The organism is Azospirillum agricola (assembly GCF_017876095.1).
Taxonomy (GTDB): domain Bacteria; phylum Pseudomonadota; class Alphaproteobacteria; order Azospirillales; family Azospirillaceae; genus Azospirillum; species Azospirillum agricola.
The window spans coordinates 30,821-47,132 of record NZ_JAGINM010000038.1 but is presented as its reverse complement, the minus strand read 5'-3'; the positions used below and the strand labels follow the sequence as shown (position 1 = coordinate 47,132).

18 protein-coding genes and 1 pseudogene are annotated in these 16,312 nt (G+C 68.0%); 10 read left to right on the top strand and 9 right to left on the bottom strand.

The window, feature by feature from the left end; translation table 11 throughout:
• The 5 genes from J2847_RS32130 to J2847_RS32110 all read left to right on the top strand — a co-directional run.
• The coding region (locus J2847_RS32130; protein ID WP_209782803.1) for a discoidin domain-containing protein at positions 1-1,104 on the top strand (1,104 nt) is incomplete at its 5' end.
• A gap of 154 nt (positions 1,105-1,258) precedes the next feature.
• Positions 1,259-2,020, top strand: coding sequence for a lysozyme (locus J2847_RS32125; RefSeq protein ID WP_209782802.1), 762 nt, complete (start codon positions 1,259-1,261; stop codon positions 2,018-2,020).
• Between the two features lie 165 nt (positions 2,021-2,185).
• The gene (locus tag J2847_RS32120; protein WP_209782801.1) at positions 2,186-2,395 is read left to right on the top strand and encodes a hypothetical protein; all 210 of its coding nucleotides are present in this window, start codon (positions 2,186-2,188) and stop codon (positions 2,393-2,395) included.
• A 259-nt stretch (positions 2,396-2,654) separates the two neighbouring features.
• Complete coding sequence (locus tag J2847_RS32115) at positions 2,655-3,377, top strand: hypothetical protein (protein ID WP_209782800.1); 723 nt, start codon at positions 2,655-2,657, stop codon at positions 3,375-3,377.
• On the top strand, positions 3,374-3,946 hold the full coding sequence (locus J2847_RS32110) for a hypothetical protein (RefSeq protein WP_209782799.1): 573 nt from the start codon (positions 3,374-3,376) through the stop codon (positions 3,944-3,946). Before J2847_RS32115 ends, J2847_RS32110 begins: the two co-directional genes overlap by 4 nt.
• Here J2847_RS32110 and J2847_RS32105 read toward each other — a convergent pair.
• Positions 3,943-4,665, bottom strand: a complete 723-nt coding sequence (locus tag J2847_RS32105) for a hypothetical protein (RefSeq protein ID WP_209782798.1) — start codon at positions 4,663-4,665, stop codon at positions 3,943-3,945. The two genes, J2847_RS32110 and J2847_RS32105, sit on opposite strands and share 4 nt — an antisense overlap.
• Before the next feature lie 482 nt (positions 4,666-5,147).
• On the opposite strand from J2847_RS32105, the gene J2847_RS32100 reads away from it, so the two are divergent.
• Positions 5,148-5,876 carry an AbiU2 domain-containing protein gene (locus J2847_RS32100; protein WP_209782797.1) on the top strand — a complete coding sequence of 243 codons (729 nt, stop codon included), beginning with the start codon at positions 5,148-5,150 and terminating at the stop codon, positions 5,874-5,876.
• A 92-nt stretch (positions 5,877-5,968) separates the two neighbouring features.
• Here the strand turns inward: J2847_RS32100 and J2847_RS32095 are convergent, their stop codons facing one another.
• From J2847_RS32095 to J2847_RS34430, 4 genes are all read right to left on the bottom strand, one after another.
• Entirely contained in the window at positions 5,969-6,256 is a 288-nt protein-coding gene (locus J2847_RS32095; protein ID WP_209782796.1) for a hypothetical protein, read from the bottom strand.
• Complete coding sequence (locus tag J2847_RS32090) at positions 6,253-7,134, bottom strand: transporter substrate-binding domain-containing protein (RefSeq protein ID WP_209782795.1); 882 nt, start codon at positions 7,132-7,134, stop codon at positions 6,253-6,255. The genes J2847_RS32095 and J2847_RS32090 overlap by 4 nt, the downstream gene beginning before the upstream one ends.
• A gap of 72 nt (positions 7,135-7,206) precedes the next feature.
• Complete coding sequence (locus J2847_RS32085) at positions 7,207-7,500, bottom strand: hypothetical protein (protein ID WP_209782794.1); 294 nt, start codon at positions 7,498-7,500, stop codon at positions 7,207-7,209.
• A gap of 10 nt (positions 7,501-7,510) precedes the next feature.
• The gene (locus J2847_RS34430) at positions 7,511-8,674 is read right to left on the bottom strand and encodes an SOS response-associated peptidase (protein ID WP_233474931.1); all 1,164 of its coding nucleotides are present in this window, start codon (positions 8,672-8,674) and stop codon (positions 7,511-7,513) included.
• A 266-nt stretch (positions 8,675-8,940) separates the two neighbouring features.
• Here J2847_RS34430 and J2847_RS32075 point away from each other — a divergent pair, with 266 nt between their 5' ends.
• The 4 genes and pseudogenes from J2847_RS32075 to J2847_RS32060 form a co-directional block, all read left to right on the top strand.
• A complete protein-coding gene (locus tag J2847_RS32075) occupies positions 8,941-9,147 on the top strand; it encodes a hypothetical protein (RefSeq protein WP_209782793.1) in 207 nt (68 codons plus the stop codon).
• A 435-nt stretch (positions 9,148-9,582) separates the two neighbouring features.
• Positions 9,583-10,080 carry a helix-turn-helix domain-containing protein gene (locus J2847_RS32070; RefSeq protein WP_209782792.1) on the top strand — a complete coding sequence of 166 codons (498 nt, stop codon included), beginning with the start codon at positions 9,583-9,585 and terminating at the stop codon, positions 10,078-10,080.
• A gap of 63 nt (positions 10,081-10,143) precedes the next feature.
• Positions 10,144-10,566: a PBECR3 domain-containing polyvalent protein gene (locus J2847_RS32065; RefSeq protein ID WP_209782791.1), complete on the top strand. Its 423-nt coding sequence runs from the start codon at positions 10,144-10,146 to the stop codon at positions 10,564-10,566.
• 382 nt (positions 10,567-10,948) lie between these two features.
• Positions 10,949-11,980 (top strand): annotated as a pseudogene (locus J2847_RS32060) (Tn3 family transposase); the annotation flags it as partial.
• A gap of 78 nt (positions 11,981-12,058) precedes the next feature.
• On the opposite strand, the gene J2847_RS32055 reads toward J2847_RS32060, so the two are convergent.
• The 4 genes from J2847_RS32055 to J2847_RS32040 form a co-directional block, all read right to left on the bottom strand.
• A complete protein-coding gene (locus J2847_RS32055) occupies positions 12,059-12,940 on the bottom strand; it encodes a tyrosine-type recombinase/integrase (RefSeq protein ID WP_209782790.1) in 882 nt (293 codons plus the stop codon).
• Positions 12,941-13,392: 452 nt separating this feature from the next.
• Positions 13,393-13,623: a hypothetical protein gene (locus J2847_RS32050; RefSeq protein ID WP_209782789.1), complete on the bottom strand. Its 231-nt coding sequence runs from the start codon at positions 13,621-13,623 to the stop codon at positions 13,393-13,395.
• 143 nt (positions 13,624-13,766) lie between these two features.
• On the bottom strand, positions 13,767-15,989 hold the full coding sequence (locus J2847_RS32045; protein WP_209782788.1) for a ParB/RepB/Spo0J family partition protein: 2,223 nt from the start codon (positions 15,987-15,989) through the stop codon (positions 13,767-13,769).
• Entirely contained in the window at positions 15,982-16,287 is a 306-nt protein-coding gene (locus J2847_RS32040) for a hypothetical protein (protein ID WP_209782787.1), read from the bottom strand. Before J2847_RS32040 ends, J2847_RS32045 begins: the two co-directional genes overlap by 8 nt.
• Positions 16,288-16,312 lie beyond the last annotated feature (25 nt).

The following is a 16,312-nucleotide window of genomic DNA, read 5'->3' as shown; positions in this document are numbered from 1 at the left end:
ATGGCAGCGAACTGGCGGCGACACTCCACCGATACGGCGGCGGTGGGCGAGACGATCGCCGGCATCGCTGAAAGTGTGGCTGCGAGCGACAGTGCTGCCGCCGCGTCCGCTCTCGCCGCCGCCGGCAGCGCGGGCAACGCCGCGGCCGATGCCGCCGCTGCTCATGCCGACCGGGTGCTGTCCGAGACGGCCCGCACGGCGGCGCAGGCCGCTGCTGCATCCGTCCTGCCCGGCCAGCCGGGCGGTGTGTGCGAGCTGGACGGCGACGGCAAGGTGCCGACCGCCCGCTTGCCGGCGGCAATTTTGGGCGCTCTCAACTATCAGGGCGGGTGGAACGCCGCAACCAACAGCCCGGCCATCCCGACGGCGGCGGCGGGCAACAAGGGCCGCTACTACGTGGTTTCGGTGGCCGGGACCACCGCGATCAACGGCGAGTCGGATTGGCAGGTCGGCGACTGGATCGTTTCGTCTGGCTCAAGCTGGGGCAAGGTGGACAACACCGACCGCGTGCGCTCCGTCGCCGGCCGGGCCGGGGACGTCACCTTGACGGTGGCCGATCTGCCCGATCTGGCCGAATTCATCCGCGACACGGTGGCCGCCTTCGTGGTGCCGGGCAATGGCGTGAGCATCGTCCACAACGACGCGGCCAACACCCTGACTTTCGACGTGACCAGCCACGGACTGGTGGCGGCGCGGTACTGGCGGCTGTTTTCCAGCGGCGCGCCCTACACGGGAGCTGGCGACTACACGGCCCTCTACGAACTGGAGATGTTCGGTGCGGCCGACGCTACCGGAACCGATCTCACCACGGGCAAGACGGCGACCGCCAGCAGCGCCTACCCCGGGTTCCCAGCTGGGCGGGCGATCGATGACAACCCCTCCACGGAGTGGTCCACCGCTGACGGACAAGCGTCCAACGCTTGGATTTACGTGGACTTCGGGACGGCAGTGACGGTGCGAGCCCTGTCGCTCACGCCGCAACCCAGCCGCATCAGCGGGACGGTGTTCGTGCAGTATTCGTTCGATGCGTTGGCCTGGGCGACCTTGGCGACCATCGCCCCGGTCAACGTGACCGGCAAGCAGGTGTTCACCTACCTTCAATAGCCCCGCGACAACATTCCAACCTGACCGACCCGGCCGCAGTGAGCGGCCTTTTTCGTGCCCGCAAAAAGTACGGGCGACCGGTCGGGGCACCGGCCGCAGTGCTCGTCGTCTGCCCCTTCTCCCGCTTGTCCCCACGATCACAGGAGCCACTCCCATGCGTGCCATTCCGCAAACCGCCATCGACCTGGTCATGCAGGCCGAGGGCCTGCGCCTCACCGCCTACCCGGACGCCGCCACCAAGGCCGACCCGTGGACGATCGGCTACGGCCACACCGGCGCCGACGTCCACCGCGGCTTGAAGATTACCAAGGCCGACGCCGAGGAGCTGCTGCGCGCCGACCTCGAGGCCGCCGCCGCGATCGTGGATCGCGTCGTCACCGTCTCGCTGACTGACGACCAGCGCGGCGCGCTGATCTCGTTCGTCTTCAACGTCGGGCCCGGGCGGAAGGCCCGGGGCAAGGACACCGGCAAGGACGGGTTCGTCACCCTGCGCACCGGCAAGCCGTCGACGATGCTGGTCAAGCTCAACGCCGGCGACTACGCCGGCGCGGCGGCCGAGTTCAGCAAATGGACGCGCGGCGACGGCAAGGTGATGTCCGGCCTGGTCAAGCGGCGCGCGGCCGAGGCGGCGCTGTTCCTCGCCGGCGAGGTGCATGCGGCCACCCGGTCGGCCGAGCCGGCGCCGGCGGCGCGGCCGGTGACGCGGTCGGCGTCCGGCTTGGCGGGGCTGGGCACGCTGGGCCTTGGCGGCGTCGCGGTGGCGCTCGACCAGGCGCGCGAGGTGTCCGCCGCCGCCCGCGGCCTGCTCGAGGTCCTGCCGCACGGCGTGCTGGGCTGGGGCGTGGCGGCGGTGCTGGCGGTGGCGGTGGTCGCGCTGCTGATCCGCCAGCGGGCCGACCAGCGCCAGGCAGCGTGATGGGCGTGCTGGCCACGCTGTGGGCCCGGATCGGCCCCACCCTGATCGCCGCCGGCGTGATGCTGGTGGCGATCGCCACCTTCGGCGCGTCCCAGCGCCGGGCCGGCCGCGAGCAGGCGGCGGCGGAATCCACCCGGGAGGCGCTGCGCGCCGCGGAGGTTCGACATGACGTTGAGGATGATCTGCGCCGGGCTGGCCCTGGTGCTGCTGACCGGCTGCGCGACCGCTGGGCCCGGGACTGAGGGGGCCTGCGCGGCGTTCCGGCCGGTCTACATCAGCCGGGCCGACGCGCTGACCGACGGCACCGCCGAGCAGCTGCTCGCGCACAACGCGACGGGGGCGCGGCTGTGCGGCTGGCGGGGGCGCGGGCGCTGATCAGCTTCGACTGACGCCGGCCGGTGGCCGTGGGCGGGGCGCGGGCTCCGCCCACCCAAAATGGTTGCACTTGCAAAATTAATGATTCGTGCCGTTGTGCGAGACAAGGGGAGGCTCAATCTGTAAAGTTGAACAACTAGCTTCCCGGCACCCTCATACCGGGATATGCAGATCTCGTAAAAGGCGATTGGGCATGGATGGGTGTGATTCTGGTGCGGGCACAGGGGGGTGCGGACCGTTGTCGGTGGGCAGGACGCCCTTGGGTCTCGCGCTCGACCGGCTGATCTCGGATCTGTGCCTGGGCGCGCCCACCGCCGACCTGGTCGCGGCCTGCGAAACCACGCTGGCCCTACTCCCCGTGCGAACGCTGGACGACGCCGCCCGTGTCCTCGATGTCGAGGCGGCGGCGCTGGAAGCGGAGGGCTGTGGCCGGATCTGGCGGATTGCCGTTCTGGATTCCGTCCGCGACCTGCTTGCCGACTTGGTGCGTGCGGGGCGCTCCACCGCGGTGCGGCCAACGGCGGCCGATCGGGAACTCCTGCTGCTCGAGCGGGAGTGGCTGGCCCTGCTGGCGCAGGTCGAGCGCGGCACCGGCGCCAGCCAGGCCGACGCGGACGCGCTGTGGTCCGCGCTGCTAGCGGTGGCCGATGCGCCGGCGCAGGGGCTGGTTGGCGCCTTGGTGAAACTGCGCGTGCTGGTGCGCGTGCTGGCCGACACGGCGACCCCGGAGAGTCCCGAATTCCGCCTGCTGGCGACCACGCTGGCCGCCGTCGAGCGCTTGGCGGCGGGCCTCGTCGCGGCCGAGGGCGTGCGCAAGGCGGCCGAGGTAGACGCTCTGTTCACCGCAGCGGGCCATGTCATGGCGCCGATCACGCCGCCGCCCGCCCTGATCGAAGACGCAAGCCGGGACACCGGCCTGTCGGCGCTGACGGTCCAGCGCGTCTACAGCACGATGATGCGGCTCATCGGCGGCAACGCATGAGCATCGCCTTGGTGCTGCCTGCGACCGGCGGCCTTCTGACCGTGCCGCGGCCGCGGCTGCGCTTTCCGGCCATCATCACGCGCCGTGGCGATCTGCCAGATCCGGGACCGCCGGAACCGGGCCTGGTCGAAATCAACCGCCAGCCCCTGCGCTTTGCTGCCGATTGGCAGCTGGCGATCGCCGAGGAGTGCCGGCGCCAGCAGACCCTCGGCCCGGCGGTGTTCCACTATCTGCAGGCCAGCAACCTGCTGACCCGCTGCCTCTACCTCTCGTCCGAGACCGCCGACGGTCCGCTGCTCTTCCGGTACATCGGCGTGCCGACCCGGACCTGCCTGGGCGATGACTGGGCCCGTGCAAACCTTGGCAAGCCGGACACCGCGCCGAGCGACGGGCTGGTCAACGGCGTCGACGCGCAATACCGCGAGGCGATCGACGCTGGCCAGCCCGTCTACAACCGCGTGTTTGTCACCGATGTGATGGACACGCCGTTGAGCTACACGCACATGCTCGTGGGCTGGCGCCTGCCGGACGGCCGGCGCGCAGTCCTGTCAGCGCTGGAGCTTCTCTAGGCCGCTTGGCGCAGCCGGCTGAGGATCGCGCCGGCGTCCAGCGTCACCGCCGGCCGGCTGAAACGGCAGAGGTGGAGCGGGCAGCGCGGCACCCCCGCCTGCTGGTAGAGAATGGTCGGCCGCGTTTCCAGCCGGCGCTTGCCGGCGCCGGGAGCGTTCCACACCGGGACGGTCTCTTCCTCCACGACGCCGGCGAACCAGTGCACGTCCCACGCGGCCCAGCTCGTCAGCCGCAGCAAGTGTCCCAGTGGGTGGAACAGACCGCGGCCGCGCCAGGCCGGGGCGACCCACCCTGCGGTCATCCAGCTCACCCGGCCCTGGGTGTCGAACGCCGCGTCGGAGGCGCAGAAGCACCATTCCTCGGACGGCGCGTTGCCGGCGTCGTGGAACACGGTGAGGTCGCCGAGCTTCTCGCCCAAGCTCCGCTCGCCGCAGTCGATCAGCACGCCGCCGTAGCTGCCGATGACGTCGCCGGCGTCGTCGGCCACACCGACCCACATCGTCCGCGCCGACTTCGGGTGCGGGAGAAGGGGAAACCAGCTGTTGGCGTGGCGGGCGTTGAGCGCCTCGAGCTCCGACCAGTCGTCGCTGAGAAAGACGCGGACGCCCTTGGTCTCCAGCCGCGCGGTCAGCGCGGCGGCGGCGGCGGCGATCTCCGGCGGCAGCTTGGGGAGGTGCGGCAGGGTCTCGATGGCGGTGGAAATAGAAACCGATGTCATGGAAGGCCTCTTGGCTTGCGAGGAAAAAGCAATCGGCGCGGAACTGGCTGCCCCGCGCCGATTGGCCTCCCATGTCTGCATATTTGCGGGGGCGCTCTGCACGCCCTCGTGGCCGGTCCGTAACGGATTTCGTGGTGATGTCACCGCCGGTCGCGCGTCGCCCACCGCCCGCGCCGCCCGGCGCCCAGCTCATGGCCAGCGGCGGAAGGCGCCGCCGCAGCGTCGCCGTTCTGCCACTTCCGGCGCGATTGATGCGCCGACGGTAACGCGGACACTTTCCAAAAAAGTGATGCGTTTCAAAGCGCTTTTGGCAATCAACGGTCCCTCTCCAAGGGACCGTTCGCGCCCCGTTCGCCACAGCGGGACGGTGCCGAAGGGCCGACCGACGCCGGTCGCGGACCGCACCGTCGATCATTTGCGTGTCACGCCCGCAGCGGCCGCCTATGCTCGGCTTCCAGCCAAGCCCAAGCAGGTGCGATCCCATGACCGATGTCCGCGATCTTCAAAAGCATATCGAAGCGGAAGTGCAGGCGATGTCGTCCAGCTTTTACGCGTGGAAGGCCATCAACGAGCTGGCGGCGTCCGACCGGCGGCTTCAACGCGGGCTGCAGGGGAACGCTCTGACGTGGAACATCGTCCTCCACTCCCTCCAGCTGACCTTCTTCATCGCCCTGGGCCGGTTGTTCGACACGGATTCCGACGCGCTCTCCCTGTCGCGCTTCCTCAAGGATTGTGAGAAGGCGCTGCCGGATTTCAGCCGGAACGCTCTCGAGCAGCGGAAAGTGCGCGACAACGGCGGGCAGCGTCCCGCGTACCTTGACGACTGGATGGTCGGCAAAGAGGATGCCACGGCCGCCCATTTCAGGGCCTTGAAGAGTGCCGTCAAGCAATGCCGCAAGGTGTATGAGGCCGGACAATACAACGCCATCCGCAACCAGGTCATGGCGCACCGCGATGTCAACGCCCTTGATCAGCAGGCCGCGCTGTTCGCCAAAACGAACGTGGGCGACGTTCTCGATCTGATCACACGGCTCCATCAGGTTCTTCTGTCCGTGTTCGATCTCTACGAGAACGGCCGCTGGGTCGATCCCTCGCAACGGCAGCCGGCCACCAGCGAGCAGCGGTTCAACGACGACGTTCAGGCCTTGCTCTCCAAGCTGGCCCCGCCCGCTGACGACGTCGACGATGGGGGGGCGATGCAAGTTGATTGAGCTGCTCCCGAATCTGTGCCTGGAGCGCGTCGACACGTTGCTGGCGGCACCGAGGGAGATGGTCTGGCGGGGCTGAGCCCGCCAGCCTGCGGTCAGGCAAACAGCCGTCTGTGCTGCCGGTCCAGTTCGTCACCCTCCGCCTGAAGGCGGTCGCGCATGGCGCGGAGCTGATCCTGCAGCCGCGACACCCCGTGGGCGACATCGAGGCGGGCGGCCGCCAGAACGGCCAGCACCGGCAGGCTGGCCAGCAGGATCACCAGCAGCGCCGCCGCGCCGACGTAGAGGACGGCGTTGCGGATTCGCACCCGCGCGAGGCGGACCAGGAAGGCCGCCGCCTCGGCGCGCCATGCCCGGTCGTGGAAGCGGCTCCGGCTCATCATTCCCCCCTTGTGGCAGCGGCGTCCGGCCCGGCGCCGGCGGGGCGGACCGATGCGTCGAAGCCGAACCAGGTCATGGCCAGCCTGGCCGTCACGCCGGCGGCCGCGGCCCCGGCGATGGCGCGGTCGAGGCGGGCCCGCAACCCGGCGTCGCCCTTGCGCACGGCGACGCCGACACCGCGCCCCAGTACCCCGCCGACGATGTCGGGGCCGAGCAAGGCCAGCCCGCCGGCGCCGTCCCCGCGATCGAGCGCGCCGATCGCCGAGCGGGTGCCGGCCAGGGCATCGACCCGGCCGGCGGCGAGGTCGAGCGCCGCCTCGTCCAGCTTGCCGTAGCCGCGGACCGTCACCCCGGGAACATGGCGCTCGAGGAGGGCGGCCTGGGCGGTCGACACCTGGACGCCGACGGTCCGGCCGGCCAATGCGGCGCGCAGGGCCAGCAGGGCCGGCGCGGTCTCGGCGCCGGCGGCATCGAGGTCGAGCCGATCGGCGGGAAGCCGCAGGGCCTGTAGGCTGGCCCCCCGCATCGTGGCGAAGGCCGTCGGCTCGCTCGCGTAGGGCCCGGCGAAGTCCACCCGCTCCAGCCGGGCGGCGGTGATCGCCATGCCGGCCATGACGGCGTCGTACCGGCGCTGTAGCAGGCCCGGGAGGAGGCCGTCCCAGTCCTGGGCGACGATCTCGCACTCGGCCTCCATGCGCCGGCACAGTTCCCGGGCCAGGTCGACCTCGAAGCCGACCAGCGCGCCCGACGGGTCGGTGGCGTTCCACGGGGCGTAGGCGCCCTCGGTGGCGATGCGGATCCGCTCACCGGCGCCGGCAGCCAACGGGACCAAGGCGGGGAGGATGACCACGAGGGCGGTGGCGGTGCGGCGAAGCGTCAACGGCGTGGTCCAGGCGTCAGAGGAATGAGAGGATCGGTGGGGATGGTGCGAAACGATTTCGCGGTCGGCGCGTCAGGTCTTTTTGCCGGGCCACGGCCACGGCCCGGCATAGTCCAGATGCGGCACTTTGTTCGTGCTGCCGCCACCTTGTGATAGGCAGTGCGGCTCGCCAAGGTGGACGCCGTCCGCCTGTCCGCTGGCCTGGATCACCTGGTGTGCCTGCTCCGGCCCGTAAGCCCAGACCCGATACACCCGCGTCGGGAACTCGTCTTCCGGCGTGGGATAGCCCCGCACGCCCCAAAAGTCCGGTCCGCCGCCGTGGTTGCCGTACAGTTCGGCGCGACTGCGATAGCGTCCTTCAGCCACATTTTCTCTCTCAGGCAGGGGAAATCGGGGCCACCAGCTCCGGCCGGTCGTTGGCGACGTTCCCGACCGCACGGTCGACCGTCCAGGCGCGCATGCGGTCGGCGGGGTAGGCGACGAGCAGCGCCTGTAGGTCCGCCGGCCCGGCCGGCTCCTCGCCCAGCCACGTCGCCCAGGCCTCCGTCGGCAGGATCACCGGCATGCGGTCATGCACCGGCGCCACCAGATCGTTGGGCGTGGTGGTGATGATGGTGTAGGTGTGGACCCAGGCGCCGGTGGTGTCCTGCCAGCCTTCCCACAGGCCGGCGAAAGCGGATGGGCCGTTCTCCGTGGTGGCGAAGGCGATCGGCTGTTTCGTCTTCCCCTCCTTCCGCCACTCGAAGAAGGAATCGAGCGGCACCAGGCACCGCCGCTTCGCGAAGGCCGGGGCGAAGGCGTTGCTCGTTCCCACGGTTTCCGCCCGGGCGTTGATCATCCGCGCGCCGATCGACAGGTCCTTTGCCCAGCGCGGCACCAAGCCCCAGCGCAACAGCCCCAGCGCGCGACCCCCGTCGGGGTGCCGGCGTACGACCGGCAACTGCTGGGTCGGCGCGGCGTTCCACCGCGGCGTCAGGTCGCCGGGCAGCGGGTGGGTGATGCCAAAGCGGCTGGCCAGCAGCTCGCCGCCGGAGTGGATGGAGTAGCGTCCGCACATGCGGCCATCCTCCCCGCCCTGGCCAGCGGCGTCAACCCGGCCGGCCAGGGCGAGCCGCGCCCAGCCCCGCTGGCCGCAGGCCGGGCACACCAACCGCTCGGCCAGCTCGCGCAGCGTCACGTCCGGCCCGAGGCGCTCGACGGCATCGAGGACATCGACCGCCCAGCGCCGCCGGCAGGCCCCGCAGGTCCCGCCGAGCGGGCCGCGCGCGCCGACCAGAGCGCTGACGCGGGCGGCGTAGCGCAGGAGCTGCGGGCGGGTGCACCAGTCCAGGGCGTCCTGCGCGCCGCAGCGCGGGCACGGCGTGTCCTTGACCGCCTTGGTCAGCCGCTCGTGCCGGCCGGTCCGGCACAGCAGGTCGACGGCGTCCAGCGGCCCGCGGTGGCGGCAGAGGCAGCAGGCGATCTCCGCCTCGACCACCGGGCGGAGCAGATCGCGGAGGCGGAGCGTCGGCAGCAAGAGGACGGTGGCGGCGCGGCTCATGGGAACAAAACTAGAACTATGCGGACGCCGCGTCCAGCCCACCGCCCGTGAACGGCGTTTGCCAGGGCGGCCTTTCACTTTTCTTGAACCGAACAAATCCGTTGACAAGCCCATACGCCATGCGGGCTTCAACCCCGCGATGCGTCCTGTTTGTCAACAATTTCAATATCTTGCTGGATTTTTCCTGCTTGCGGAAGCGGGCGACCCGGGCGAGCGTGGAGAGGGCGGGGCCGGGTTGGCTGGCCCCCCGAACTGGAGTAGCGCGCATGTCGCCTTTCGACCCTGTTCCCCAGCCCCATCCGCTCTGGACCGAGCTGTGGTGGCTCGTCCCGTTCCTGCTGCTGGCGGCCGCCCTGGCCGCTGACCTGGTGCGCCGCCACCAGACGCGTGACGGCAGCGAGCTGACCTTCTGGTCCGCGTGGGCGGGCGTCTTGGCGCTGCTGTCGATCGCGTGGATCCCGGTTGCCGGGTGACCGACGGCGCCGGCCCGGCGTTCGGGGTGGCTGGCCGGCCGGCCACCCCGAACGCCGTTCGCGCAGGGTACGGATTTTATGGAAAATGGCCTGCGCTTTCTGTGCCCAAGCTCACCAAGGCGATTGGCCCCTTTAATTATTTTTGTAGCCATGGAGAGCCGAGGTGCATGGTACGCTCATGTGTACCTGGGACAGATTTCTCATATAAAATGTCTACCATACCCCAGACTTTTATGACGCCCCGTCCTGGCCTTTTATGACGTCCCCCTCCTAGTCTCAGACGACTGCCGAAATACGACTCATCGTTATCAGGACATAAACCCCATAACATACTCATAGGACGTAGCGAGTCCTGGTCAGATTTGACCACCGGGGCCTCCTTGCGTAACGCCTCGGTCGCCCGTACCTTCATCTCAGGAGATGAAGGAGAGCCCCATGAGTGTCGTCACCACTGGAACTGTTGTTAGCTTGGAGAAAGCGAAGGAGCGGCGCCCTGCTGACGACAAGTGGGGCAAGGCAGTGATGGATATTGGGTTCAGCATTATTCCGTCGCTGATCTTTCGTGCCCAGCATCGGCTCGGCCTCAACCCCACCCAACTTGCTGTCGTGCTACAACTTGCCGATTTCTGGTGGGAGAGTGGACGGAAGCCATATCCGAGCAAAGCTGCCTTGGCACAGCGGCTAGGCATTAAGGAACGCCAAGTCCAGCGGTACATTGCCGAATTGGAAAAGGCTGGACTTATCCGCCGTGAAGAGCGCTTTCTCGCTGGGGGAGGGGGGCAAACCAGCAATCTCTATCATCTGGATGGTTTGGTAAAGAAGCTCCAGGAATTGGAACCTGAGTTTCGCGAAGTAAGAGAGGATAATAAGCGCAAGCGGGCGGCAGTCGAGCGCCGAAAGCAACTTAAACCAGTATCCAAAACATTAACTTAAAATATCATTGCAGTATAATGTTTTGGATATTTGTGCTGTTTACTATTCATTTGAGTTCACGCCATGTCCAGAAAAAACAGTCTTGTCCTCCTCGAACTAGGCCCTTTGCCCGTCGATATTATAGAAGCTACCCTGGGAATCGAGGTGGAGCTTGGCCCAGTCGTATTTACGGTCAGCAATCAAAAGCATGCACTTAATAAACATCCAGAAGATTTCGGCCGATGCCTTCCCCACATTGGTACAGTTGTGGCTAAGCCAACGTATTTACGCGACGATTTCAAGAATCACGGTAAGATTGAATTAATTTCACGTGTTCCCGCCCTTGGAAATGGACTTCTAATAGCAGTTGAAATTATTCCAGACGAACAGGGACGATACCGCGTTGCATCAATGTATCCGATATCGGATAAGAAGATTGACCAGCGACGCGGAGCTGGAACACTAAAGATTGCAAAGGGAAAGGCTCCGCAACAAGCGGAGCCTTGAGATTTGGTGGGGTTCCTGCCGGGCTGCCCAACTCCGGATCTCTTCACTCCCCCAGAAGGGAAGCTACTCTACTGCCCATCGCGAAACTGGCGCCACGCGACAGGGCCGTGTGTGAGGAGGCTGTTCTCACCTCAAGAACCCTACACCCCAAACATGATATGTCTAGCATGGGATGTCAATTCCTACTGGGGGGAGTAAGTCATTGAATTTATAAATGTTTATTCTTACTTCTTCCCTAGTCCTATACGACCTCCCCCTGGTCTTTTGTGACTAGGAAGGGCTATTAAAATGGCGCTCCGTGCACGCCGACACTCAGTGCCGAAGTAGCAGGCCAGCATGCAGCGCTTACCTAGGTTTTCCGTTCGCTTGCTACTCGCCCCCCGATGCCTATGGCCGGGCTCTGGCCCGGATCGTGGCAGCTCAGCAGGGGCAGCCCCTTGCCGCCCGCTTCGGCAGCGGGACGGCGTCCAGTTCCGATGGTCAGCATTTCCCGCTCAGCGGGCGGGGCGAGGTGACCGGGGCCGTCAACCCACACAAGGGGACCGGCCCGGCGATCTCCTTCTACACCCACATCTCCGACCGCTACGCGCCCTACCACACCAAGGCCATCTCGGTGGCGGAGAGCGAGGCGGCTCACGTTATCGACGGCCTTCTCTACCATGGCACGGATGCCGGGATCGCCGTCCATCATGTCGATGGTGGCGGAGTCTCTGACCACGTCTTCGCCCTATGCAGTCTCTTGGGATTTCGTTTCGCGCCGCGCATTCCGAACCTGCACGACCGGCGCCTTTACACCTTCGGGCCGGCGGCGGCCTGGCCGCGTCTGGAGCCATTCATCGCCGGGCGGATCAACGAGGCGCTGATCCAGGCGCACTGGGACGACGTGCTGCGGTTGGCCACCTCGATCCGAACCGGCGCCGTGCCGGCCTCGCTGATGCTGAAGCGCCTGGGCTCCTACCCACGGCAGAACGGGCTGGCATTGGCGTTGCGGGAGGTGGGGCGCATTGAACGAACAGCTTTCACCTTGGAATGGCTGCAAAATCCGGCACTTCGCCGCCAAGCCACAGCCGAACTGAACAAGGGGGAGTCCCGCAACGGACTCGCCCGCGCCGTGTGCTTTCACCGCCTTGGGCGCATCCCCGACCGCACGCCGGAGAACCAGCAGCACCGTGCCGGCGGCCTCAACCTGGTCGTGGCCGCAATCATCCTCTGGAACACCGTCTATATGGAGCTGGCCATCGATTCCCTGCGCGCCGGGGGCGAGCGGATTCCCGACGAGATGCTGAGCCATCTCGCGCCCCTTGGATGGCAACACATTAACCTGACCGGCGACTATCTCTGGAGCGCGAACCGTGTGCCAAGCACGGTCGGCTATCGCCTATTGCGCGCGCCAACCGAACTCTTGGCCGCATGATGTTCCGGCTTTGTCCGCTTAGCGTATATTCTCGCCCGTTCTATGGCGTGCCCCCTGGTAGGTTCAGCGATGGGAGGCCTACCGGCGGCGGCGGCCCTCCATGGCCGCCCGCGCCTGGCCGAGGAAGTTGGGGCTGTGGTGTTTGTAGAGCGCCGTCGTGCGGGCCTCCGAATGGCCGAGGAAGCCGGAGATCTGCCAAGTGTCGACGCCCCTCTGGGCCATCCAGGTCCCGGCCGTGTGGCGGAGGACGTGCGGTGTGACGCCGGCGAGGCCGGCGCGGGTCACCAGTGTGCGAAAGCCCGTTCGGCAGCTCTCCACCGGCTTGTTGCGCCAAGTGATGACGTACGGATTCTTGGCTGTATTCCGGGCCTTCTTCAGCAGCCGGAGGAGGGGGCGCGGGATCGGGACGGTTGGGCGCTGCTTGGCCGTCTGGGTCCGGCCGACCGGCAGGTAGCGGATAGTGCCGGCCTGTAGGTCGACTTGGTCCCAGGTCAAGTCGACGATCGCCGCGTGGCGTGCGCCGGTGTAGAGGGCGAGAGCGGTGAACAGCTGGATGTGCGCCGGCGACTGGCGCGACTGCCACAGCAGCCGGGCCGCCTCGCTGACGGTCAACCAACGATCCCGGCTCGGCCGCTGTGGACCGGTCTCCAGCTTCAGCGGCGTGGTCAGGCGGCCGTTCTCGTGGGCCCAATTGACCGCGGCGCGCAGCACGACCAGCTCGCGGTCGACCGTTGCCGGCGAGACGCCGGCGGACGGCTCGTCCTTGCGCAGCCCGCGGCCGCGGCCGGTGGATTCCCGATGCCGGCGGTAGGCCGACACGGTGGCCTTGGTGATCTCCGCAACGACCCGCGTCCCCCACCAGGCCGACAGGTGGTCGATCGCCGTGCCGATCGCGCGCGGCGCCTCCACGTCGGGCGCGTGCTCCAGTCCGTACCAGACGAGGGCTTGCTCGATGCTCAACTCGGCTGGCCCCCGGAGACGACCAGCAGCGGGGTCCGTTGCGATGGATCGGGTCGCGAGGAAGTCCGCGAGCGCCTTTTGAGCGAGTCCGCGATCTCTTTGACCTGTGGAGACGAGGCGGGAGCGTCCCTTTTCGGTAAAGGAGATGTAATAGGCTTTGCGCTTCTTGAGCCAGACGAGGTGGGGGCCGGAGTTTTTTCTGGGCATTCCCTCACCCTCGCAAGCCACGCTTGCACGATGTCCGCACTGTACCAGCAGCTTCCCGCGATCGTGTAATAGCTCAGCCGGCCGGCGTCACGCTCGGCGCGCAGCAGGTCCTGCGGCACACCGATCCGGCGCGTCAGCTCGGCCTCGTCGAACAGCTGGGGCAGGTCAGGCGCGCGCGCCATGGGGCATCCTGGCTCGGGGCAGGGTGGCGGCGCCGGGTTCGCCCGGCGCTGGGAGGGCGGGTGTCATGCCGCCGACGACGTCGTTGGCATGCGGGCGGGCTGGCCGCGGTAGTAACCGATCACGAAGGAGCGGATGCTGTGGGCCGTCTGGCCGGGTTGGTCGAGCAGCGCGTCCAGCAGCGTGGCGCCGTCGGCGATTCCGGTGCGCTTGGCGATCTCGTCCAGGCAGTCGTGATAGTAGGGCTCCAGCTGGGCTTTGCCCTTCAGGGCGGCGTGCGTGGGGGCGGGTGGCATGGCAGGGCCTCCAAAAGGTCTGGGGGGTGGTGGACGGCCGTCGGCGGGGCAAGGTGGAGACCGGCGGCCGACCCTGGGGCGCCTGCTGGACAAGGGACAGGGCCACAGGAGGAAGGCCCGGCGATGCCGGGCCGGATCGGGGGTCAGCCGCCCTTCTGGCGCAGCCAGGCGCGCAGGAAGGCCGTGACGCGTGTCTTGGACATGCAGCCCCACGAGAAGCAGCAGCCGCGGTCATCGTAGTAGCCGCTGACGTCGTAGACCGCCGTTTCGCCGCGCTTCAGCGACAGCCGAAGGCCGACCTTGCTGTCAGCGAGGTTGACCGACAGGTCCTTGCCGGTCAGCAGCGGGGCGGCCGCGACAGCGAAGCGCTCCAGCAGCTTCGCGTCGATCGGCCCTGTCGAGCTGCAGACGACGCGCGGGGTGGCCGCCGGCGCCGGGGCGGGGGGCGCGTCCCAGGTGCGGACCGGCCGCTCACGGTCGGCCCACGCGGGGACGTCCTCCTCGGGCTCCTCCGCCTCGTCGTCCTGGCGGAACTCCTCCACCGCGTGGTCCGGCCCCGTCAATCCACCCCGCAGATGGGTGGGAATCGGAATCGCGTGCGCCACCGCCAGCTCGCGCATAGCGATCGGCAACTCGGTGCCTTCAGGGATGATCAGGTGGTCCGCCGTCCAAAGGGCAAGCGCCTCCAGGAGGAGCAGCATCGGCGTGCCCATCAGACCGTGCAACGCTTCCTCCGCCGCAGCCGTGTCCTCGATCAGCGCCACACGGCCCCGGCCGATGTTGGTGACGTGCTGCGCCAGATGCTTCAGCGGTCCGTCCGGCCCCCGAAACACGGACGCCGGCAGCCCGTAATCATCGCTGGGTGTTCCCTCCAGCAAGCCGCCCTCGTCGAGACGCAGCGCGTCGGCGAGCAGCACCGCGATGGCCGTGCGGCTGTCGCGCTTGATCCGGTCGGACAGAGCGGTGTGGAACCGCGCCGTCTCCGTTTCCTGGGCCCGGCGGGTCTGGTCGTTGACGTGCGCGACCGCCTTGCCGACGGCTTCCGCCGTCCGGACCAGTCCGTCGGCGGTGTCCGGATCCGTGCCCAGGAAGTCGACCAGCAGCTGCTTGGTCTGCCCGGCCGGGCTGGCGGCCGCCGCGCGGGACGGCGCCACCGGCGCCGGCGGCTTGGGCGCGCGCGGCATCAGCTGGTCATGAACCGTGATGACGCCGGTGACCGGGTGCATCAGCACCAGGACGCCGGCGCCGGCGTCATGGCTGCGTTCGGCTTCGAAACGGGCGGACGGAAAGTAAGTGTCCTCCAGGAACTCCGCCCATGCCCACCCCTCTTTCAACCGCTCGGCCAGGGCTTGGCCATGGGCGCGCTGCGCCGCCAGGAACTCGTCACGGTCGGCGAAGTAGCGGGCGCCGTTGTCCAGCGTGACGAGGCGGCCGGTGAAGGTCTCCAAGTCGAACTTGGCCCGGGTCGTCGGGACCAAGCCGTCGGTCACCGCGTCGCGTAGCTGCTGTAACGTGCCGTAGCGGTCGATGTTCTTCAGGATCTCCCGCTGGCGCTGGGACGTGGTGGTGCCGAGGACGTAAGCCTGCATGATGGTGATCGTGCCGGACCGCAGGCGGTCTTGCGCTTCACCACACAGCTTCTCGAGCAGGCCAAGGCGGAGCTGGACATGGCGGCGGCTGCAACCGACCTCCTTCGAGATTCGGCTCGGCCCCCACGTATCCGGATCCAGCGCGATCAGGTCGGCGAAGGCCTGCGCCTCCTCGAGCGGGTTGACGTCCTGCCTCTGTAGGTTCTCCAGGATGGCGAGGACGGTGTGGCGCGCGTCGTCGACGTCGACGATCTTGACCGGGATCAGCGGCGCGTCCGGATCCAGCTCGCCGACGTTGGCCAGCAGATGCGCGGCCCGGAACCGCCGCTCGCCGGCGACGATTGCATAATCCGGCTCACCGGGTTGTGGATCGTAGCGCACCACCAGGTTCTGCTGGATCCCGTTCGTCCGGATGGAGTCCGCCAGCGTCTGTAGGGCCTCCGGATCGAAGTGCTTGCGGGGATTCCGGTCGGAGCGGCGGATGCTCCGGAGCGGCAGGAGGGTATGACCGTGAAGCGCATTCGCACCCGCCGGAACGTCAGTCGCTTCTGGGCGGATGCGGGCCGTCAGTATGGTCGGCGCCACGCCGAAATAGTCCGCGGCTGCAGCCAAGTCGACATGCGGCAGATCGACGATCCTGCCGGCGAACAGACGGTCCAGGGTGTCCCGCCGGATCCCGGTCACCCTGGCGAAGGCGGCACGGTCCAACCCAGCGGCCTGGATCCGGCTGTGCAGGTTGGTGGCCAGCGGGCTGAGGAGGAGGGTGGTGTCAGGCATCGGCCGCTCCCAGTTCCTGTAGGCGGGCGGGGTGGTGGCCCTCCTCCGCCTGTCGCCGGGCGGCGGCGGTCAGCCGGGACCGGACGATCCAGCCGCGTTGGCGGCAGATGGCGAGGATTCCATCCGCCAGATCCGGCGCGCAGGGGTATCCGTCCAGTGTCACCCGGCCGGTCGCCACCATGTGCCGGACAGCGTCCTGCCGCTCGGTGGCGCTGGGCACAGGGGCTGGCTGATACACGCGGCGCGCGATCCGGCACAGGTCCTGGACGGTCTTGAGATGCTCGGGAATAGCCGTCATGATGGCAATTCGGCGGTTGTGATCC

Coding starts and splice junctions, on each gene's coding strand:
- J2847_RS32125 (WP_209782802.1), top strand. CDS start 1,259: ATGCGTGCCATTCCGCAAACCGCCATCGACCTGGTCATGCAGGCCGAG.
- J2847_RS32120 (WP_209782801.1), top strand. CDS start 2,186: ATGACGTTGAGGATGATCTGCGCCGGGCTGGCCCTGGTGCTGCTGACC.
- J2847_RS32110 (WP_209782799.1), top strand. CDS start 3,374: ATGAGCATCGCCTTGGTGCTGCCTGCGACCGGCGGCCTTCTGACCGTG.
- J2847_RS32105 (WP_209782798.1), bottom strand. CDS start 4,665: ATGACATCGGTTTCTATTTCCACCGCCATCGAGACCCTGCCGCACCTC.
- J2847_RS32100 (WP_209782797.1), top strand. CDS start 5,148: ATGACCGATGTCCGCGATCTTCAAAAGCATATCGAAGCGGAAGTGCAG.
- J2847_RS32095 (WP_209782796.1), bottom strand. CDS start 6,256: ATGATGAGCCGGAGCCGCTTCCACGACCGGGCATGGCGCGCCGAGGCG.
- J2847_RS34430 (WP_233474931.1), bottom strand. CDS start 8,674: ATGAGCCGCGCCGCCACCGTCCTCTTGCTGCCGACGCTCCGCCTCCGC.
- J2847_RS32075 (WP_209782793.1), top strand. CDS start 8,941: ATGTCGCCTTTCGACCCTGTTCCCCAGCCCCATCCGCTCTGGACCGAG.
- J2847_RS32070 (WP_209782792.1), top strand. CDS start 9,583: ATGAGTGTCGTCACCACTGGAACTGTTGTTAGCTTGGAGAAAGCGAAG.
- J2847_RS32065 (WP_209782791.1), top strand. CDS start 10,144: ATGTCCAGAAAAAACAGTCTTGTCCTCCTCGAACTAGGCCCTTTGCCC.
- J2847_RS32050 (WP_209782789.1), bottom strand. CDS start 13,623: ATGCCACCCGCCCCCACGCACGCCGCCCTGAAGGGCAAAGCCCAGCTG.
- J2847_RS32045 (WP_209782788.1), bottom strand. CDS start 15,989: ATGCCTGACACCACCCTCCTCCTCAGCCCGCTGGCCACCAACCTGCAC.
- J2847_RS32040 (WP_209782787.1), bottom strand. CDS start 16,287: ATGACGGCTATTCCCGAGCATCTCAAGACCGTCCAGGACCTGTGCCGG.